The following is an 18,908-nucleotide window of genomic DNA, read 5'->3' on the forward strand; positions in this document are numbered from 1 at the left end:
CGCGATCGTTGCAGACCGATGTTTGCGACAGAATTGTTGCAACTGACATTAGTGTTAGCGCTGCCGCCTGAATTTGTTCACGGGCTAAATCGCTGGGGCGATAGACGGGCGACCAGCGGATCGGGCTGGCTGCCAAACGTCTGGGCAAAGCGACGCGCTAGGGGGGGAACCAATACCAACGGATTACTAAAACCAGAAAAGAGCTGGATCCTAGGAGTCTCTGTGATTGGGCCAATGAGAGGTAAATGATCTCGGCTAAAGGCCACGGTGCAAACATTCCAAGTTCCCGGTAAGTCGGCGATCGTGGGGAGCATCTTGCGCACCCCGTCCCGAATGATTTGTTCGCTAGTTGAGGAATCTACCCTAGGCAAAGCATTGAACGGATGGGTGATTGTGGTAATTGTTCGGCTAATTTGACCGATGCGAATGGTTCCATCTAAAAATTGGATTGCACCTGCGTCCAAAATGGGTGGCGACAGTTGGTGATCAGCTTCGTCCCAGAAATGATCCAACTCTGCCGTACTGGCTTGGGCTTCAAGGCCAAATCGTTTGATGTCCGGAGCCATGACGATCGTCCGAAGTTGTAGGCCACTGGGCGGCAGTTCGATCGACTCGGCATAGCTGAAATATTGTGGCAAATGGATTCCCGAATGTCGTAAAAGCTGGCGACTGAAGGAACCTGCGCAAATCAAGGCATTGTCCGCTTGGAAAGTCTCCCCCGCTGTGATAACCGATACTCCCGTTCCATGGATTTCCACGCGATCGACTTGGGCAATTTTGTAAGCTCCGCCCCGCCGTACCATTGCCGATCGGTAAGCTTGGCTCGCTTTGACGGGATGCACTTGGGCATGGGGAAGTTCAAAGGCTGCAATCATGGGGTCGATCGCGAGCAAAGGTTCTCGTTCTTGGGCTTCTTGAGGCGTTAGGACGGCTGGCTGAATTGCGTAGGTTGCATAGCTAGCTAGCAATTGGGGAAGATCCTGATCCGGTGCGATCGGCATCAGTAACGCCCTCTCCTGAAACTCCGTTGGGGCTTCTAATTCCTCTGATAGCTGACGATGAATCGCAATGCCCTCACCACAGAGTGTTTGGGTGAGTTCGGTATCCCCTGCCCAGTAGGCAATGCCACCATAGCTTTGTCGGGTTGCACCTTGCAGATCTGGATATTGCTCGATTAGAAGGACTTGGATTCCTTGATTGGCGAGCTCATAGCTTAGAGCTGCTCCTGTAATCCCTCCACCAATCACGATCGCATCGTAGGACATGGATTCAGCATGACAAAAAGACCTTACCCATCATGCCATTAACCTCTCTCTTGAACGATCCCGAACCAGAGATTTTACCCGTGAAAAAGAAGTGAAACAGAGATGGGGTGTTTGCTCTAAATTGATCTCCCGATTCATCGTTGGATGTTTATAGTTGGGAGGTGTTTATCGTTGGATGGATTCGTTTTCCTCACAGGAGTCCCTGCCCATGAAGTTTGCGCCTATGAAATTTGTCAGATCCCGTGTTTTATACCTGCGATCGCCTTCGCGGCAAGCTGGGCGTCTGATGCTCAGTCTGCTGGCGTTGCTTGGAATGATCTCCGCGATCGTGATTGCTCAGCCATCGATTGCTTTCCAAGCTTCGGTTACACCGAATAATCCGATTTTGGGAGATACGCTATCAGTTGTGGTGCCGGGGGTTACGGAGAGTACCATTGTTCGTATGAATGACCAAGCTTTCCCTGCTTTTGACCTGGGGAACGGACAGATGCGAGCTCTGCTGCCAACCACGCCGTTGGATAAGCCCGGTCAGCGTAAGATTCAGGTGGAAGCGGTGGGAGAGACGCAGGTTCTAGCTGTGAACTTGAAAAATCGATCGTTCCCGACCCAACGCATTTGGCTGCCGCCGGGACAGGATGGCAATGTGAGTGATTGGGAATACGATCGGGTCGATGCGTTCAAAAAAATCGTCTCGCCCAAAAAATTGTGGAATGGCAAATTTCTGCGTCCCAATAATGGGCCTGTAACGACTGGCTATGGTGTGCGCCGCTACTACAATGGCGTCTTTGCCAATGACTATTATCATCGTGGCGTAGATTATGCCGGTAATTCGGGTTCGGCGGTGATTGCTCCAGCGGATGGCAAAGTCGCTTTGATTGGCTATGAAAAAGATGGCTTTAAAGTGCATGGTAATGTGATTGGCCTGGATCATGGCCAAGGCGTCACCAGTATTTATCTCCACCTCAGCAAAATCAAGGTGAAAGAAGGGGATTTTGTCAAAGCGGGCCAAACGATCGGGACTTTGGGGAGTACGGGAGCTGCCACTGGCCCCCACCTCCACTGGGGCTTGTATGTCCAAGGTCAATCGATCGATCCTGTACCCTGGCGAGAAACCGGGTTTAACTAGCAAAGCAAAGTGGCTAACCAGAAATGGTTAGCCACCTACGCTATTACGAGCATTGCCTTAGAACCCTAAACTATCACCAGCAGCTATGGTTCCCACGGGTAATGTGGCTAACTTAGGATCGGGGGGAAACGCGACTTCCTGCACCGTTCCAGGCTCACCTAGAGGCTTGGCTTGTCCTTCATTGAACGCAGCCATTACGCCACCAGCATTGCCTGCTCGGACAACCACTTGCTTTTCGGCAGCCCAGGTGCGAGCGGTCCCTTGGGGCAACACCCCTTCAAATTCTTGTTTACCATCGACTGAAATTCGGATCCACGATTGATCCTTGAAAACTAATCCGACCCGAACTGGCTTACCTGCCGCATCGGGGGCGATCGAGCTGGTAGCTGTTGGATTGGCAGCGCGTGCCCCCAAACTAGGCCCCATGGGGACTGGAGATACAGGGAGACTTTCTTTAAATTTTTGCAGGCTTTCAGCGGTGAGCTGTGGCTGGCTAGAAGACTGATTCATCAGGTAGGACAATCCCTGCACTGCCCCGACTACCAAGGCCAAGTAAACCAAGTAAAGATGGGCAGGCCGCAGTTGTCCAAACGGGAGCCATCCCAAATTAAGGCGTTGGGGTAAAACGACTGGAGTGGTCGAAAATTCACTGGCTAAGTGAACTCCATTTAGTCCTACCGCATTGCCAAATTGGCGAATGAAACTCTGAACATAAACGGGTTCAGGAAGATCTGATAGACGTCCTTCTTCGATCGCTAGCAGCAAACGTACCTGAATGTGGGTTCTTGCAGCCACATCATCCAGACTCATTTCGCGCTGCAATCTTGCATGACTTAAGCGTGTCCCCAGCTCTGCCAGCTTCTCGGCCTGCTGTTGTTTTGCTGCTTGGAGGACTTGCTTCCTCATAACCTCTGCTCCTTGCTCGTGGCTGTCGCCCTAATCGATAGTAAGTGAAGTTGGCGTTGTAAGAAAAGAATTTCAGCTTCCGTGAGAGATCGATACTGTCCGGGAGACAGGGGGGGCTGGGCCGGTGAATCTAAGGTGATTGTTCCGATCGCCACCCGATGCAGATGAATCACGGGATGTCCTAGGAGATCAGCAACTTTACGGATTTGGCGATTGCGACCCTCCGACAAAATCACTTGTAGGAGCGTGCGATCGGAACGCTGTTTCCGAACTTCCACTTTAGCAGGTAAAGTTTTGCGTCCTTCCAACATAATTCCCTCGCGCCACCGTCGCAAGCAATTTGATGACGGATGTCCTTCTACCCACACTTCGTAGGTTTTGGGAATTTGATGACTGGGATGGGTTAACCCAAAGGTTAACTCGCCGTCGTTCGTCAAAATCAAAGCGCCTGTGGATTGAGTGTCTAGCCGTCCCACTGGATGGATTCCTTGGCCACTCTGCAAGTCGTTAGGTAGCAGACTTAAAACAGTAGGCCGTTTCTGAGGATCCCAACAGGTCGAGACAACCCCGATCGGCTTATTCAAGAGAAAGTAGAGCAATTGGGGGCGTTGAATGGGCTGTAATAACTGACCATCGACTTGAATACGATCGAGGGTGGGATCAGCCTTTTGCCCTAACTGAGCCACTTTGCCATTGACCCGAACTCGACCTTCCAGAACCATCTGTTCAGCCTGTCTGCGGGAGGCGACTCCCCATTGAGATAGTAATTTCTGTAACCGCTCTGCCATGGCGAGTGCGTCATCTCAACGAACAAACAAGAAGGTTTTTAAGGGATCTCAGTAAACTAACCATGGGAAGTTTGAGAACTGACTAGGGGTAAAAACTAGGGAGGTAAAACGACGGGTTAAAAATTGGATGTGAGTTTGGCAACTCAGTATGACTGGGGTAAATAGTAACTTGCAATGATGCAATCGTTATGGATAACAGCACCAGTAAGTAGCACAGATTCCTACAAAATATTAGCGGAATATCTTCCTTATCTGGAGAGTTTTGAGAAAATCCATCGAATCTTTTAGATTTTCTCATCCCCGTTGCAATTATTCTCTATCCAAACTGAGAGCTACTCTGTTCAAACTTGGTAAACTAGTGGGCCGACACAACAATTTTGGGTGATCTTCAATGCTTGACTGTGCCAATCTATCATAGCGAACAACCCTAGGATTCCCAAAGTCATGCGCAATACCCAATCTCATAACCTAAAGTCACACTAGATACTAACCTCCTCCCTTTATCTTCAAGTAACGTTTTCGCTTGTACCCAAGATGCGATCGTTGATCTAAGCTATGAACCTCCAAAGGATGCTTTGTTATTTTGGGCAATGGGTTGATTGAAGTTCGTATCCAATGACACTAAAGTTTCAACTAGAAATTTCTTGAACAAGTACGTAGGGTTGAACAATGAGCGCTTGAAAACGCTTGGTTTGTGGCCAGGTTTCTAATTGCTCTAGAGAGGGTTTAGTCAGAAGTTGCTCCGTAACCCAGCGTCCAACGGCAATGGAATCATCCTGGGCGATCGCTAAGCCCACCTCAACCAAGCTCAGCCCCCCCGTCACCACAATCACCACATCTCGGGCCAGATGGGGAGCTAGCCAAGCCCACTCGGCTTCATCGATCGATTCAGTCAGTTCTTCTCGTAGGGTCGCCATAAATACCTCGTCAATAGATAGGTAGAAAAGCTTGGGTAATAGATAAGAAATTTATCAAGAAAAATAGGAACTAGATTTCAAACTGTAATGCTGGAATGATGATTGAAATGATTTTGATCAATTAATGAAGCTAATCGTTAAAGGGAATGATTAGCGCAATGATTGAGATTGATTAGAAAATTAAATCAGTCATGGCCCCCAATAAGGGGGTGTGACTGAGTAAGAACGAACCGAGAATCTAGGGGTATTGCTTTACAGGCCCCTTTGTCAGGAATTGAGTTCCCTGGGAGGTCTTAAATCCAGATAGCCTTAGATCTTCTTAGCGTCCTAAGTCATGGAGACAATTGATCACGGCTGCACATTGCTGTGTTACTGTCTCTAATTCGGCCCGATCGGTGCTCGTGGGCGGCAAAATAATTTCTCCAATCCGAATCGTTAGCGGAACCGATCGGGGCCAAGCGGATTCCAATTGAAAAATCTCATGACTGCCCCAAAGGCAGACGGGCAGAATGGGAGCCTGGGTTTTAGCGGCAATCCAAGCGGCCCCGATCTTGGGGTCTTGAATGCGGCCATCCCGAGTTCGCGTGCCATCCAGAAAAATTCCTGTGGCCCAACCTTTTTCGATCGAAGCAATGGCCGATTTCATGGCAGAGCGATCGGCGGAACCGCGTTTGACCGGATAGGCTCCATAGGCTTGGATCGCCTGTTTGAGTACAGGTACCCGAAAAAGCTCCTCCTTGGCCATAAACGCAACGGGTCGCCCCACGCAGTTAGACACGATCGGCGGATCAAAGTCGCTGGCATGGTTACTCACCACTAACAGCCGTCCCCGTTTGGGAACGTTCTGTGCCCCATAGATCCGTCCCCGAAAGTAAGTGTGCAGCACTGGACTGACCACCGACCACTTGAACAAGTGGTAAAGCATGAGGCTAATCAAAGGCTCGCGATCGGGAACTTGGATCGATTGAGGGGGAGAAAGACTGTCAGACATGGGAAAAGCTACCCAGAGGAGGAGCAACGAGAGGAATTAAGGGGGGGTTAGGCCAAGGCACTAGCAGCTAAATCTTCAGCAGTTCCCACTGTGGCAAAGGTGAGATCGCCGCAGGTGCGCTTGATGATGCCGACGAGGACTTTACCAGGGCCAACCTCGACCACTCGGGTAATCCCTTCCTGGGGCAGTTGCAGAGAAATTTCTCGCCACCGCACAGAACCCGTCATCTGTTTGCTCAAGCGTGCTTTGAGGACGGTTCCATCGGTGCTGGGAGTGGGGTCGGTATTGGACAGCACAGGGACGGTGGTATCTTGGAAGGCGATCTCGTCTAAAGCCTGGTTAAATTGCGCGGCGGCATCGGCCATTAAGGGCGAGTGGAAAGCTCCGCTAACATTCAGTTTGACCGCTCGTTTGCACTTGACCGAGGCAATTACTGCATCCACGGCGGTAGGGGTGCCTGAAATCACGACTTGGCCATCGTTGTTGTCATTGGCTAGAACAACCCCTTCCGTTTTACCGATCGCGGTTTCCAGTTGCTCGCGATTAAACCCTAGGAGTGCTGCCATTTGGCCATCGGAGGCACTGTCCATTAGTTGCGATCGGGTTTGGATCAACTGCAGGCCCGTTTCAAAGCTAAACACATCCGCCGCGTAAAGGGCAGAATATTCTCCCAGGCTGTGCCCCGCGACTAAATCCGGTTTTTCTCCTGCCAATTTGAGGCGATCGGCCAGAATGGTTTCAACAATGTACAGGCAGGGCTGGGTATACAGCGTTTTGGAGAGTTCAGCTTCATCCCCTTGGATACGATCGATGACTGACCAGCCCAAAATTTCGCTTGCCGCTTCAAATCTGGCTTTGGCGGCGGGAATATCCAACAAATCCATTCCCATCCCAACGGCCTGTGAACCTTGGCCAGGAAACACCCACGCGGTTTTAGTCATGGCTTTAACTGATGTTGTGAACAAATGGTTAACGGTGCTAGCGGTCAACGTTGCAGTGCGCAACGTTACTGATTGTGGATTAGGTAAATGGCGATTGGGAAACTTTCAAACCGATCGTGTCCCCTTCGCAAAGTCAAGGAGAAACCGTGACTCGCCTCAATCGGGGTTTATTTACCCCACTGGACGATCGCGGCTCCCCAAGTCAAACCAGCCCCAAAACCGGACATTGCGATTTTGTCTCCGGGCTGAATTCTGCCATCCCGTACCGCTTCATCCAGGGCTAGGGGAATGGAAGCGGCGGAGGTATTGCCATACTTGGCTAGATTGCTAATGACTTTTTCGCGGGGAATGGAGAGCCGATCGGCCACCGCATCTAAAATTCGCTGGTTGGCTTGGTGCATCACCACCCAATCGATATCTGCCGTATCCAGTCCAGCATGGAAACAGGTTTTTTCCATGACTTCCGGCACTTTGCGCACGGCAAATTTATAGACTTCCTGCCCATTCATGGTGATGGGGCGATAGCCGCCCTGGGCGATCGTCACTTCTTCGGTGAGGGGCTTGGCCTCGCCTTGGTAGGCCAAATTTAAGCAGGCATTTTGGCTGCCATCACTGTGGAGTTCAAAGCCCAATAAGCGATCGACGGTATCTGCTTGGATGACCACTGCCCCGGCTCCATCGCCAAACAGGACACAGGTTCGCCGATCGCTCCAGTCCACCCAGCGTGACAAAATATCGGCCCCGATCAACACGACATTGCGATAAGCGCCTGTGCGAATGAACTGCGCTGCTGTCACCAAGCCAAACACAAATCCCGAACAGGCTGCCGTCAAATCAAAGGACACAGCACGGGTTGCCCCCAAGCGCGCTTGAATCACCGATGCGGTTCCGAACAAATCGTCGGGCGTTGAGGTGGCTAAGAGAAGCAAATCAACCTCCCCTGGAGCCACCCCAGCCATGTCCAAGGCTTTGGTTGCCGCTTCAGCCCCCAATTGGGCTAGGGAATAATTGGGATCTGCTAAGCACCGCTGGCGAATGCCTGTGCGAGTGGCAATCCATTCATCGGACGTTTCAACGACCTGACTCAAGCCATCGTTATCCAGGGATGCTGCGGGGGATGCAGAACCACAGCCAGTAATTGCAAGTCCAACCCGTTCCAATGTTGTTGTCTCCATGCTGACGGGATATGTGCTGATGGGAGAATCGGTTGTGCCCTAGGATAGGCCCTAGGAATTTTCAGCGATCGCGGGTACAACCGTTTCTTCGTAGCTGGAACGAATACGCTCCAAAACCTGATTCTCCACCGCTTCTTTGGCAAGGCGAATGGCACTACAAACCGTACCTGCTTTAGAGCTGCCATGGCCGATAATGCAGATGCCAGCTACGCCGAGCAACAAAGCACCACCATGCTCGGCGTGGTCGATGCGCTGCTTAATGCGTCGAAGGTTATGGCGAAGAATGGCGGTTCCCAGCTTACCACGCTTCCCGCGAGGCAATTCTTCCTTGAGAATTTGCAGGAGAATATCGCCCACTGCTTCGGCAAACTTCAAGAGAACATTGCCCACAAAGCCATCACAGACTACAACATCAAACTGCCCGGAGAGTACATCCCGTCCTTCGGCATTGCCGATGAAAGGAATGTGGGGATTGTCTCGCAGTAATTGATTGGCTGCTAAAGCGACTTCATTGCCCTTGGAATCTTCTTCGCCAATGTTCAGCAAACCCACTCGAGGTTCGGGGTTTCCCATCACATACTGGGCATAGACTGTTCCCATCAGGGCAAATTGCTCTAGATATTTTGGGCGACAATCAACATTGGCCCCGACATCTAAAACGATGACAGGTTTATTGGGAATCATGGTGGGAAAGACGGCCCCGATCGCAGGTCGATCAATCCCTGGTAAACGGCCTAGGCGTAGTAGTGCTGCCGCCATGGCTGCCCCAGAGTGCCCCGCAGAAAAGACGGCATCCGCCTGCCCCGATTTGACCAAATTCATGGAAACATTGATCGAAGCCTTGGGTTTTCGCCGTAGGGCACGACCCGGTTCCTCCGACATCTCGACCACCCCTTCGGCAGGCACGATCTCTGGTTTCCGGCTATAGGTGTGGTTTGCCAAACACGCTTCAAGTTCCTGGGGGTCGCCCACCAGTAGCACATCGACATCCCAAGCTTCCTGGGCTTTCAAAGCGCCCGCGACGATTTCCGCCGGAGCATGATCACCACCCATCGCGTCAATTGCGATTCGTACCCGCGTTGATCCCATTGGTGAATAGTGATAAAAACCTAAAGAATTTTACCAGAAGGACTTCCCAACATATAGGGCACAAACCCAGTAGGTCATCAACCAAGTCGGTCAAGAACTAAGAATTTGGCCGAGATATTCAAAAGCTCTCCAAGTAAAGCACCAATAGCATAGGGGATTCATGGGGCCTAAGACTATTACTCTTCCAAAAAAACTCATTCTTCTGACGGTTGTCAGCACGATCGGTCTTTTCTGTTGCAGCAGTTTGCGCCATTCTCTGTTTCAGTCGGGGGCGTTTGATCTGGGCTATTTTGACCAGGCGGCTTATTTAATTAGCCAAGGCCAACCGCCGATCGTGTCCTTTTGGGGCTATCACTTTCTAGGCGGTCATGGTGATTGGATCCTCTACCCGATCTCACTTCTCTATCGCATCGTTCCCTCGGTTTATTGGCTGTTGGCGATCCAAGCGCTTTCCCTATCTCTAGGTCATCTCGCCACTTGGTTCGTCGCGCGGCAGGCGGGATTAAGTGAGGCAAAATCCTGGGCGATCGTGCTGGCCTACGGGCTCTATCCCTTGGTGTTTAATCTGAACTTATTTGACTTCCACCCTGAAGTCATTGCGTTGCCACTGATCTTGCTGGCAGTGTGGGCTGCCCGAGCCGATCGCCTTTGGTTGTTTGCGGCCTGCCTAGTGGTGATTTTAGGGTGCCGGGATGCGCTTTCCATTACCGTTGCGGCGATGGGCGTTTGGCTTTGGCTATTTGAAAAACGGCGGCGGGCAGGTGCGATCGCGATCGCTTGGGGGCTCGGCTGGTTTATTTTTGTCACGCAAATTTTGATTCCCTATTTCCGACCGGATGGCGTGGAAGCGGTGAGACGCTATGCCTTTTTGGGGGATTCTCTGCCGGAAGTGATTGCCAATCTATTTCTACAGCCCGGTTTAGTCTTGGGTCGCATTTTTTCCGGCGAAACGATCGGCTACCTAGCGCTGCTGCTCTTACCGTTGTTTTGGGCTTTGACGCCACGATTCCTCGCGCCGACGATCGTAGGCTTGCCGAATTTAATCATTAACATTCTGTCGAGTTCGCCTGCCCAACGGGATTTAGTTCATCAGTATTCTCTGCCGATCCTGCCGTTCTTACTTCTTGCCGGAATTGCCTGCCTAGCGGTCGATCGCCCTATCCTGCTGCGGAAACCTCGCTGGATTATTGCTTGGTCGCTCTTTGGATTCCTCTGTTTGGCGAAATATAGCTACTTTGGCTGGAAATTCCTCGATCGTTTGGATACCTCAGCGGCAGTGCAAGCTGCCATGGCTCAAATTCCACCTCAGGCATCGGTTCTGACTACCCATGACATCGTGCCCCACCTGACCCATCGGGCCCAAATTGACTTTACTAAGGGCGATCGGACGTTGCAGGTCGATCGTTTTGATGCGGTGCTATTGAACTTAAAACATCCTGGCTTTGGTAGCGATCGACACTATGCCCAGTTCCTTCTCCAACAGGTTCAAAAGAATCACTCCTTGCGACCTCTCTTGATTCAAAACGATACTCACAATGATGTTTATCTTTTTATCCGTAATTTTCCGGATTAGTCCTAACTTTCATGTGTCTAAAGTAACTATAAATTTCGAATAATTACGGACATGATTGGGAACCCGCCTGAAGGATGTGCGAACCTCTCTAGCGTTGATATGAAGCTTTCGCAAAGAACCCCGGCCCTACGGTTGTCATGCTCAGGGCAATTAGTGTTTACTCTGAGAGTGAGAAAAATACCACTTGAATAGGTGATTGACCTTTTCTGGGATTTTGACTAACTGTAAGTCCCCTTCTTGGGATGGAGGTTAGTTCTCAAGGCAAAGGTCTACAGTTTAAAGGCTGCATTTGCCAACTGCTACACCATCGTCAGGGATGAAGTCTTCAGAGATGAAGTCTCTAGCGTAAAGAACCTGAAAGTTGACACTCGAAAGTTAACGCCTGAATGTTGACAATTGTGTTTCACTGCAAATGCATTGGGACGGAGAAGAAATGTTAAATTTAGAGTCCTCGCAGGAGGGGTACGTGCCAGAAGCCCAGTCGCTTCCAGCTTCAATTCTTAAAGTACCGAACCTCTTAAACGAAGAGATTTCTACTTTAGAGAAATCTGCGACCTACATTGGAGAAGAAGGCGATCACGACCAGCCGCTAGCTTCTGAACTTCGCTACTCCTATTACATCCAAGCTACTCGGATTGAGCATCGTGCCTTTCTGACTACTAATCTGCCCACTATGGGAGAAACTCAGGTTACGGATGTTGGTTCCACCTGGCTCATTGGTCGCAGCCGCAATTGCGCGATCGTGGTACCCGATCGATCGATTTCCCGCTGCCATGCTGTTATCAGCCATGACCCTCAGTATGGGTTCTATGTGATGGATGTGGGCAGTAGTAATGGCACATTCCTCAATCAACAGCGTCTGGCTGTGCTGAAGCGATACCCTATCAAAGATGGCGATATTTTGACGCTGTGTCATCTGCGGGCTGAGTTTTTTATGAACCCTCGCTAGTGGTCTGTTGTGAATTTCCCGCGAAGGCTTTCTATTCGACAGAATATTCCAGGCGACTGAGCGTTCGTTGATCATATTGGCAGAATTAACAACTCAGTCTCCCGAGACCTAGTTTCTCGAGACTCAGTGCCCTGAGATCCATACTCAGTATCTGATACTCAGTATCCTGATGCTCAGGGGCCCAATGCTAAGGGGTCTGATCGAGTTAAGTTAATCCTGAAGCAGGCTAACCTGCTGCTATCTGTGTAGCTTCTATTCCAGAAACTTCCTGAAGTTGGATCATATCTTCCCGAGGATCTGATCTAAGCACTTTAACCTGAAAGCGATCGCCCAGTTCGATCGTGCGGTTCAAGCGCATCGCCAGTTCCAGTCCCAAATCTTCCAGCAGAACTAAGCACAACCCTTCATGTTCGCGGAGCCAGCGTAGCATGAGGGCAGACCAGATTTCGTGGGTGTTGCGCCGGAGATACTCCAATCCCCAGTAGCGATTGGTTTGCCGCTCAACCAAGGCTGCCTCTTGCACATTGCTGGCAATGCTCAAGACTAGATCCTGCATTTGTTCCACAGAAAATGGTAGGGATTCTCCTCGCAGATGGGCCTTGATTTGGAAGTGAGCCAGCAAATCACTGTAGCGTCGGATCGGTGAAGTGACCTGTGTATAGGTATCCAGTCCTAAACTGGCATGGCGAGAGGGCGTAACGCTCAATTCACTCCGAGGCATGCAGCGACGAAGCGCACAGGCTCGAGCAGGCCCTGCTGGAACTTGCAATAGTTCTTCGTCGGAAGGGAGTTCCGGTTGCGGTTGGTTGCGGAATAACAGCGGCAGGTTATGGGCTTGACCGTAGCGAGCAGCCACTTCTCCTGCCAAAATCATCATTTCTGCCACGAGCTGCCGGGAGAAGCGATCGTCCAGTACCTGAATAATAATTTCTTCCCCATCATTTTCAACTTTGATGGTGGATTCTGGCATGTTGATGCTAATAGCCCCCTGGGACTGTCGCCAAAGTTGCCGTTGCTTAGCCCACTTTGCCAGGGTTTCCAGCTCTGGTTCTGCCGTCACTCCCAATTCCAGCATCTCGTCCACATCCGCATAGGTGAGGCGATAGGTAATTTTGATGTGGCTGGCGTGGATGCTGAAATCTTGGACTGCACCATTGACATCTAGCAAAACGCCGAAACTCAGGGCACAACAAATGACTCCTGCATTTAGACTCATAGGGCCCGTCGCCAGTTCCGTTGGAAACATGGAGATCATGCCCGTAGGCAAGTAAAGGGTTGTGCTTCGACGACGGGCTTCTAGATCCAACGGATCACCGGGCAGTAACCAACGAGTTGGATCAGCAATATGGATCCAAACCCGCTCACTCCCATTGGGTAGATACTCCACACTCAGACCATCATCAATTTCGCGCGTACTTTCATCATCGATCGTATAAACCTTCAGGTGGGTGAGATCCAACCGTTCGGAATGTAAGTCTTGCGGCGGGGAAAGGAGGTACTGATGTGACAACTCTAGAACCTTTGGCGGAAAGTGAGTAGGAATTTGACTATGGCGTAGGAAAAGGTTTTCGTGGGGACTCCATAATCCTAATTCAACCAGAAGCCGAAATGCACCTTGCGCCGTTTCAGGACGTTTGAGGGCAGCTAAAACTTCGATCGCAGCGCTTCGATTGGGGGCTTCATCGCCGAAGGCCGCAAATTTTTCTAAGGCATCTAATCTGGGCCGATCGCTCGGTTGCCAATCTTCAGCACTGTTTCCAGCCATTGCTTGCTGTAACCGCACCAAAAATCCTTCCCATTCCTGCTGGCGTTGGTTTGCAATCTGAATTTGTCGCTGAATTTCTGCAACTTGATTGGCGGGGCGAGGTTCGTAGCGATCGCCCTTCTGCTTGAAGTAGAGACGATCTTCTGCCAGGAGAAGATGGGCCGTGTAGCAAAATTCTGGCTCAGTGGAGGAGAACAATAACGTGGCCAAGGCTACTGGATCGGTAGATTCGCCCTCTTCCACTAGCAGTTCCCACGCCACTTCTAAACTCGAAGGATCTAAGGTAGACCGAACTTGCTGAGAAAAGGCGGCAATTTCGGTCGGTTTAAACGTCTGACCGCTCACTGTATATTCAATCTGACGTGGATGGATGGTCGAAGCTTGACCTCGTTCATCGATCACGACCCAATGCTTTTTGCCTTCTGGGCGATCGATCACTGCAAGTCGGCGTTCTCCGTTCACAACAAATTCAATCAGCGTTCCCTTTTCCATAGGAGGGCTTCATCCAGGCGAGCATATACGACTTGAGCAACCGAACCCGAACAGTCCCGGTGAATTGTGGGTTGGAATGCATATAACAAATGTGTTGAGCAAGCGATGCGCTTATAAGCAATACGCTTAGACAATCGGAGTAACAGTCGAAGGCAATGACCGAGGCTATAAACAGGACGAGGGATGATGGACTGTTCGATCGCTCCCATCACCCCTCCGATCTATGCCTAAGACTCGCTTAGCCTTCTTGGTTGATGAAGGGCAGCAATGCCAAAATTCTAGCTCGCTTGATGGCAACCGTCAGATCTCGCTGCTGTTTAGCGGTTAATCCTGTGATGCGCCGGGGCAAAATTTTACCGCGCTCTGTAATAAACTTCCGCAGCAGGTCTACATCTTTGTAATCGATCGGGTCGCCCGGTTTAATGGGAGAAATGCGACGACGAAAATAAGCCATGGTGTTTCACTCGATGAATTGGACAGAACGGAGATTCTGAGTTTTGTTTGGAGCGATTGCTCCCTCAAAACTTCCAAAGGATTTGCCAGGAGAACTTGTGGATCAAATCCGAGAGTTCGCTAGTTTTGCGAATCTCTAATCGTCAAGTTTGCTTCGAGAGCACTTAGGACGACTAATCTCACAACTACTTAATTTCGCGGTGAACGGTATGCTTGTTGCAGTGGGGGCAGAACTTCTTGAGTTCTAGCCGGCTGGTGGTGTTCCGACGATTCTTCATCGTGGTGTAACGGGACACCCCTGCAGAACGCTTATCTGGATTGGTACGGCATTCCGTACACTCCAGCGTAATGATGATTCTTACGCCTTTGTTTTTAGCCATGATTCACAACCTAAGGGCTGGTATTTATTCAGACACAAATAACCATTATTTCACAGGAAGGTCTAGTTTGAAAGTAATCTAAACAAGGTTTTGTCTGTTTTAGATGAATATTTTCTAGGGGTCTGTTGTCTAATCTTGTGTGGCCTATGTTGTCAGTGGAAACGGCTGAGTCGTTAATTTTTCAAACAGTTCTAGCGCCAGATGCTGCGATCGCGGTTGAATTTGTGTCGTTGGTCGAAGCCGTCGATCGGGTGCTGGCAACTCCAGTGAGCAGTGAATTAGATTTTCCCCATTGGGATAATTCTGCAATGGACGGTTACGCAGTGCGCTATGACGATGTGGTAACCGCGCAGGCCGATCGTGAAGTCGTACTAGAGGTAATCGAAGACATTCCTGCGGGGGGAGCACCCCAGCAGACGCTGCAACCTGGACAAGCTGCCCGCATTTTTACCGGAGCGATGTTACCGTTGGGAGCCGATACGATCGTCATGCAGGAGCATACCCAGCGTCAGGACAGGCGAGTAACAATCCTATCTGTTCCGCAGCAACGGGGAGAATTCGTCCGGCGGCGGGGCAGTTTTTACCAAGCAGGGCAACCCTTGCTAGCTGCGGGAACTCGTCTAGGGGCAGCGGAAATTGCGGTTCTCGCAGCTGTGCAATGTACTCAGGTGCCAGTTTACCGTCGTCCCAAGGTGGCGATTCTCTCCACTGGGGATGAACTGGTGACCCCGGAGCAACCCTTGCAGCCGGGACAAATTGTGGATTCTAACCAATATGCTTTAGCTGCATTGGTGCAACAGTCGGGAGCGGAGGTGCTGCGGTTAGGTATTGTGCCCGATGATCCCGATGCTTTGAAAGTAGCCATGGAAACGGCGATCGCCCAAGCGGATATGGTTATTTCCTCTGGAGGGGTCTCCGTCGGCGATCATGACTATGTCGATAGGATTTTGGAGGAACTGGGGGCTACGATTCAGATTCGATCGATCGCGGTCAAACCGGGTAAGCCCCTCACCTTTGCCACCCTGCCTAACAAGCTCTATTTTGGCCTTCCGGGCAATCCCGTATCCGCTCTGGTCACATTCCTGCGGTTTGTCCAGCCTGCGTTGAAAAAGCGATCGGGGCTCTCAACTGGCTGGCAACCTAATTTCATTACGGCCAAAACAGGCGGAGATCTCAAGGCCGATGGTAAACGTGAGTCCTACCTTTGGGGGCAAGTAACGTTCCAAGCAGGCGAGCTTTGCTTTTCTGCCGCTGCCGGGGGGCATAATTCGGGTAATTTGATTAACTTGGCGGGCTGCAACGGCCTCGCGATGATCCCCATTGGCACAACGGCGATCGCGGCAGGGCAAAACGTACAGGTGTTATTAATGCAGAGCATTGTCTGAGACAGACGCATTTGGGGGTGGGGAAAAACAGCCTCCACCCCTTCAGCAGATCAACAAAAAAGAGCAGATCAACAAAAAAGGCACCCTCTAGGGTGCCTGAAACCAGAACAGAAAACTGGGAAACGCAGTTGTGTTGACCCTGCGTGCTTTTCCTAGCCCCGAGGCGGACGGCGACGTTGGAGAAACTCAGGAATGTCTAACCCCCCTGGTGTGGGTGGGGTAGGTTTAGATTGTCGGGGTTCGGGCAAGGGCAATCCCCCCGCATTGGTTTCAGGTTTCGCGATCGAACGCTTTGGAGCTGTCGTAGGTCGAGCGGCTGCTTGGGCTTGGGTTTCACCGGAGAATCCCGTCGCAATCACCGTAATCCGAACTTCGCCTTGCATGCGCTCGTCAATCACCGCGCCAAAGATGATGTTGGCATTGGGATCAACCACTTCGTAAATGATCTCAGCAGCAGCGTTCACCTCATGGAGAGTGAGATCATGGCCGCCGGTAATGTTGAAGACGACGCCCCGTGCCCCATCGATCGAGGCTTCCAGCAACGGCGAAGAGATGGCTGCCATCGCGGCTTCTCGGGCCCGAGATTTGCCGGAGCCAATTCCGATCCCCATCAAGGCGGATCCCGCGTCGGCCATGACAGCTCGGACATCGGCAAAGTCTACGTTAACCAGCCCCGGAATGGTGATGATATCAGAAATCCCTTGTACCCCTTGGCGTAGCACATCATCGGCAGTGCGGAAGGCTTCTTGCACGGGGGTTGATTCCGAAATGACGGATAGCAATTTATCGTTGGGAATGATGATGAGGGTATCCACTCGCCCTTGCAACGCTGCGAGTCCCTCTTCCGCTTGATTGGTGCGCCGCCGCCCTTCAAAGGTAAATGGACGGGTTACGACGCCAACGGTCAGTGCTCCAATCTCCTTGGCCACTTCGGCGACGATCGGGGCCGCTCCAGTGCCTGTACCGCCCCCCATGCCCGCTGTAATAAAAACGAGGTCAGACCCTTCTAGGGCCGCTGCGATTTCATCCCGAGACTCTTCGGCGGCCTTCTGCCCGATCGCGGGATTCCCTCCGGCACCTAACCCTCGGGTAAGTTTTTGACCAATTTGCAGTCGTTTTTGGGCAGAAGATTGGGTCAAAGCTTGGGCGTCAGTATTAATTGACCAAAATTCAACTCCAGTTACTTCACTGGCGATCATTCGATTGACAGCATTACCGCCACTCCCGCCAACGCCAATTACTTTAATTCTGGCAATACTGCTGGGCACGATGTCACCACTCCTTAATTCCTCTCCGGGCACCACGTTGACATTTCCCCCTGAATTACTGGATGAACTGATACTGCGGAGAGAGTTGGAGCTATCCCCTACCGACGCAAACTTCGAGACTCCGTCCTCATGGGAGTCTATGTCCTCATGGGAACGAATCTGATCTTGCTCAAGCGACTTGTTGAGGATCAGTGGAGTGGAATTTGACTCATTGTTAAGCGTCATTGGAACTACGGGCGGAACTTATAAACAATTTTTTGACTCCAGGTAGCACCGCATCACCAGGGGGTAACTGGCTAACCGGAACACCAATTCTACTAAATCTTCAACAGCAAAACCGTCGATTCGCCATCAAGTTCGGTTTAATTGTGCCATGAGATTACGGGAAATTCTGCCACAGTTCGATCGCTATGGGGTACTAATTTTTCCGGAGTTTGTTGTACCTCGCAGTTTCAAGATAGGTGTATTGGGGTTCCGCAAATCGAGATACTCCATGGAACTAGCGGTTTTGTTGCGAGGAAGCTCGCGCACACGATCGAGGACTCGAATCTGGTTGGCGAACTGATTCCCGTAGGCTCCGAGGTGTACAACGCCAATTTCAGTCGTCAGAATTAAATTCCCAGGATTTTGCCAATCAATGGCCTGCACGGTGACAGGACTACGGCTGATCATGGGATAGAAGCGATCCCAGTGAGGGCGATACGTATCAGGATTCCCAATGACTTTGAGGGGCGGTAATTGGAGATTCTGTTCAACCGCTGCATAACTTTCTAAGGGGATCCATCGCCCATTTTCATCCAGCAAGCCAGAGGGTTTGCTGCTTCCCGCTCTTTTTGAGGAAGCTTCTGAGGAATTGCTAGGGCTGGAAGGACTACCTTCGTTGGAAGCTGATGCGGAATTGGTCGGTGCAGGATTTGTTGTCTCATCGCCATTGCGGCGGGAGGCTGGGCTGGATTTCCCTTGAGGGGGTAGGGTTAACCAAGCTTGGGCCACGGGCTTGCGTTCACGGATACGCACTGTCAATCCAGGCGGAAACAGATGACGTTCCACACTGACCTCAGCAATGGGCGCTTTGTCCTTCAAGGTTTCTGCAATTTTGGCAGGTTGCACCTTGCTGAGGGACTCGGGATAGTTGATTGGCAAGAGAGAACGTATTGTGTTGGCTGCGAGGAACTGGTTGCCTTCAATCTTGACTTGGGCTGCATTCCGGATGACCCAATTGGGCTGAGTCACTGCCCAAACTAAGGTGCCGGCTATTCCCAAAACCACCAGCGATCGCCAAGACATTGTCAGGATGCGGTTACGCCGTTGTCGCCGCAGTTGTTGCCGTCGTTGAGAAAGTTCATGCCGAGAAACAGGAGCAATGCCAGCCATGGTGTATTGAGAAGGAGCATGAGCAAAACTGCGATCTGCACTGCGAATTTAGATTCAGTGAAGTAAATTTA

General features: G+C 51.1%; 17 protein-coding genes. 4 read left to right on the plus strand and 13 right to left on the minus strand.

The annotated features are described in order from the left end of the window. Window positions 1–77: 77 nt before the first annotated feature. Entirely contained in the window at window positions 78–1,265 is a 1,188-nt protein-coding gene (locus ACN4EG_RS02280) for an NAD(P)/FAD-dependent oxidoreductase (protein ID WP_431627531.1), read from the minus strand. Window positions 1,266–1,488: 223 nt separating this feature from the next. Between ACN4EG_RS02280 and ACN4EG_RS02285 the strand changes: the two genes are divergently transcribed. Beyond that, a complete protein-coding gene (locus tag ACN4EG_RS02285) occupies window positions 1,489–2,391 on the plus strand; it encodes a M23 family metallopeptidase (protein ID WP_431627532.1) in 903 nt (300 codons plus the stop codon). Window positions 2,392–2,448: 57 nt separating this feature from the next. Here the strand turns inward: ACN4EG_RS02285 and ACN4EG_RS02290 are convergent, their stop codons facing one another. From ACN4EG_RS02290 to plsX, 7 genes are all read right to left on the minus strand, one after another. Further along, window positions 2,449–3,297 carry a helix-turn-helix domain-containing protein gene (locus tag ACN4EG_RS02290; protein WP_431627534.1) on the minus strand — a complete coding sequence of 283 codons (849 nt, stop codon included), beginning with the start codon at window positions 3,295–3,297 and terminating at the stop codon, window positions 2,449–2,451. Continuing rightward, window positions 3,294–4,085, minus strand: a complete 792-nt coding sequence (locus ACN4EG_RS02295) for a pseudouridine synthase (RefSeq protein ID WP_431627535.1) — start codon at window positions 4,083–4,085, stop codon at window positions 3,294–3,296. Before ACN4EG_RS02295 ends, ACN4EG_RS02290 begins: the two co-directional genes overlap by 4 nt. Window positions 4,086–4,714: 629 nt before the next feature. Beyond that, a complete protein-coding gene (locus ACN4EG_RS02300) occupies window positions 4,715–5,002 on the minus strand; it encodes a DUF2288 domain-containing protein (protein WP_431627536.1) in 288 nt (95 codons plus the stop codon). A gap of 319 nt (window positions 5,003–5,321) precedes the next feature. Next, complete coding sequence (locus tag ACN4EG_RS02305; protein ID WP_431627537.1) at window positions 5,322–5,993, minus strand: lysophospholipid acyltransferase family protein; 672 nt, start codon at window positions 5,991–5,993, stop codon at window positions 5,322–5,324. A gap of 47 nt (window positions 5,994–6,040) precedes the next feature. Beyond that, window positions 6,041–6,934 carry an ACP S-malonyltransferase gene (fabD, locus tag ACN4EG_RS02310; RefSeq protein ID WP_431627538.1) on the minus strand — a complete coding sequence of 298 codons (894 nt, stop codon included), beginning with the start codon at window positions 6,932–6,934 and terminating at the stop codon, window positions 6,041–6,043. Window positions 6,935–7,101: 167 nt separating this feature from the next. Next, window positions 7,102–8,109, minus strand: a complete 1,008-nt coding sequence (locus ACN4EG_RS02315; RefSeq protein WP_431627539.1) for a beta-ketoacyl-ACP synthase III — start codon at window positions 8,107–8,109, stop codon at window positions 7,102–7,104. Between the two features lie 51 nt (window positions 8,110–8,160). Then, window positions 8,161–9,198, minus strand: a complete 1,038-nt coding sequence (gene plsX / locus ACN4EG_RS02320) for a phosphate acyltransferase PlsX (RefSeq protein ID WP_431627540.1) — start codon at window positions 9,196–9,198, stop codon at window positions 8,161–8,163. Window positions 9,199–9,358: 160 nt separating this feature from the next. On the opposite strand from plsX, the gene ACN4EG_RS02325 reads away from it, so the two are divergent. Both ACN4EG_RS02325 and ACN4EG_RS02330 read left to right on the plus strand, forming a co-directional pair. Next, entirely contained in the window at window positions 9,359–10,771 is a 1,413-nt protein-coding gene (locus tag ACN4EG_RS02325; protein WP_431627541.1) for a DUF2079 domain-containing protein, read from the plus strand. 466 nt (window positions 10,772–11,237) lie between these two features. Next, complete coding sequence (locus tag ACN4EG_RS02330) at window positions 11,238–11,720, plus strand: FHA domain-containing protein (protein ID WP_431627542.1); 483 nt, start codon at window positions 11,238–11,240, stop codon at window positions 11,718–11,720. A gap of 226 nt (window positions 11,721–11,946) precedes the next feature. Here ACN4EG_RS02330 and ACN4EG_RS02335 read toward each other — a convergent pair whose 3' ends face one another. From ACN4EG_RS02335 to rpmG, 3 genes are all read right to left on the minus strand, one after another. Further along, window positions 11,947–13,977 (minus strand): ribonuclease catalytic domain-containing protein, encoded by a 2,031-nt coding sequence (locus ACN4EG_RS02335; protein WP_431627543.1) that lies wholly within the window; start codon window positions 13,975–13,977, stop codon window positions 11,947–11,949. A gap of 238 nt (window positions 13,978–14,215) precedes the next feature. Then, window positions 14,216–14,431, minus strand: a complete 216-nt coding sequence (rpsR, locus tag ACN4EG_RS02340; RefSeq protein WP_190569818.1) for a 30S ribosomal protein S18 — start codon at window positions 14,429–14,431, stop codon at window positions 14,216–14,218. 184 nt (window positions 14,432–14,615) lie between these two features. Beyond that, on the minus strand, window positions 14,616–14,810 hold the full coding sequence (gene rpmG, locus ACN4EG_RS02345; RefSeq protein ID WP_190569816.1) for a 50S ribosomal protein L33: 195 nt from the start codon (window positions 14,808–14,810) through the stop codon (window positions 14,616–14,618). 146 nt (window positions 14,811–14,956) lie between these two features. On the opposite strand from rpmG, the gene ACN4EG_RS02350 reads away from it, so the two are divergent. Next, on the plus strand, window positions 14,957–16,195 hold the full coding sequence (locus ACN4EG_RS02350) for a molybdopterin molybdotransferase MoeA (RefSeq protein WP_431627544.1): 1,239 nt from the start codon (window positions 14,957–14,959) through the stop codon (window positions 16,193–16,195). 152 nt (window positions 16,196–16,347) lie between these two features. Here the strand turns inward: ACN4EG_RS02350 and ftsZ are convergent, their stop codons facing one another. Together ftsZ and ACN4EG_RS02360 are read right to left on the minus strand one after the other, a co-directional pair. Next, window positions 16,348–17,463: a cell division protein FtsZ gene (gene ftsZ, locus ACN4EG_RS02355; protein WP_431627545.1), complete on the minus strand. Its 1,116-nt coding sequence runs from the start codon at window positions 17,461–17,463 to the stop codon at window positions 16,348–16,350. Window positions 17,464–17,871: 408 nt separating this feature from the next. Continuing rightward, entirely contained in the window at window positions 17,872–18,837 is a 966-nt protein-coding gene (locus ACN4EG_RS02360; RefSeq protein ID WP_431627546.1) for a cell division protein FtsQ/DivIB, read from the minus strand. Window positions 18,838–18,908 lie beyond the last annotated feature (71 nt).

Origin of the sequence: Alkalinema pantanalense CENA528, assembly GCF_050753345.1 — a bacterium.
GTDB classification, from domain to species: domain Bacteria; phylum Cyanobacteriota; class Cyanobacteriia; order Leptolyngbyales; family Leptolyngbyaceae; genus Alkalinema; species Alkalinema pantanalense.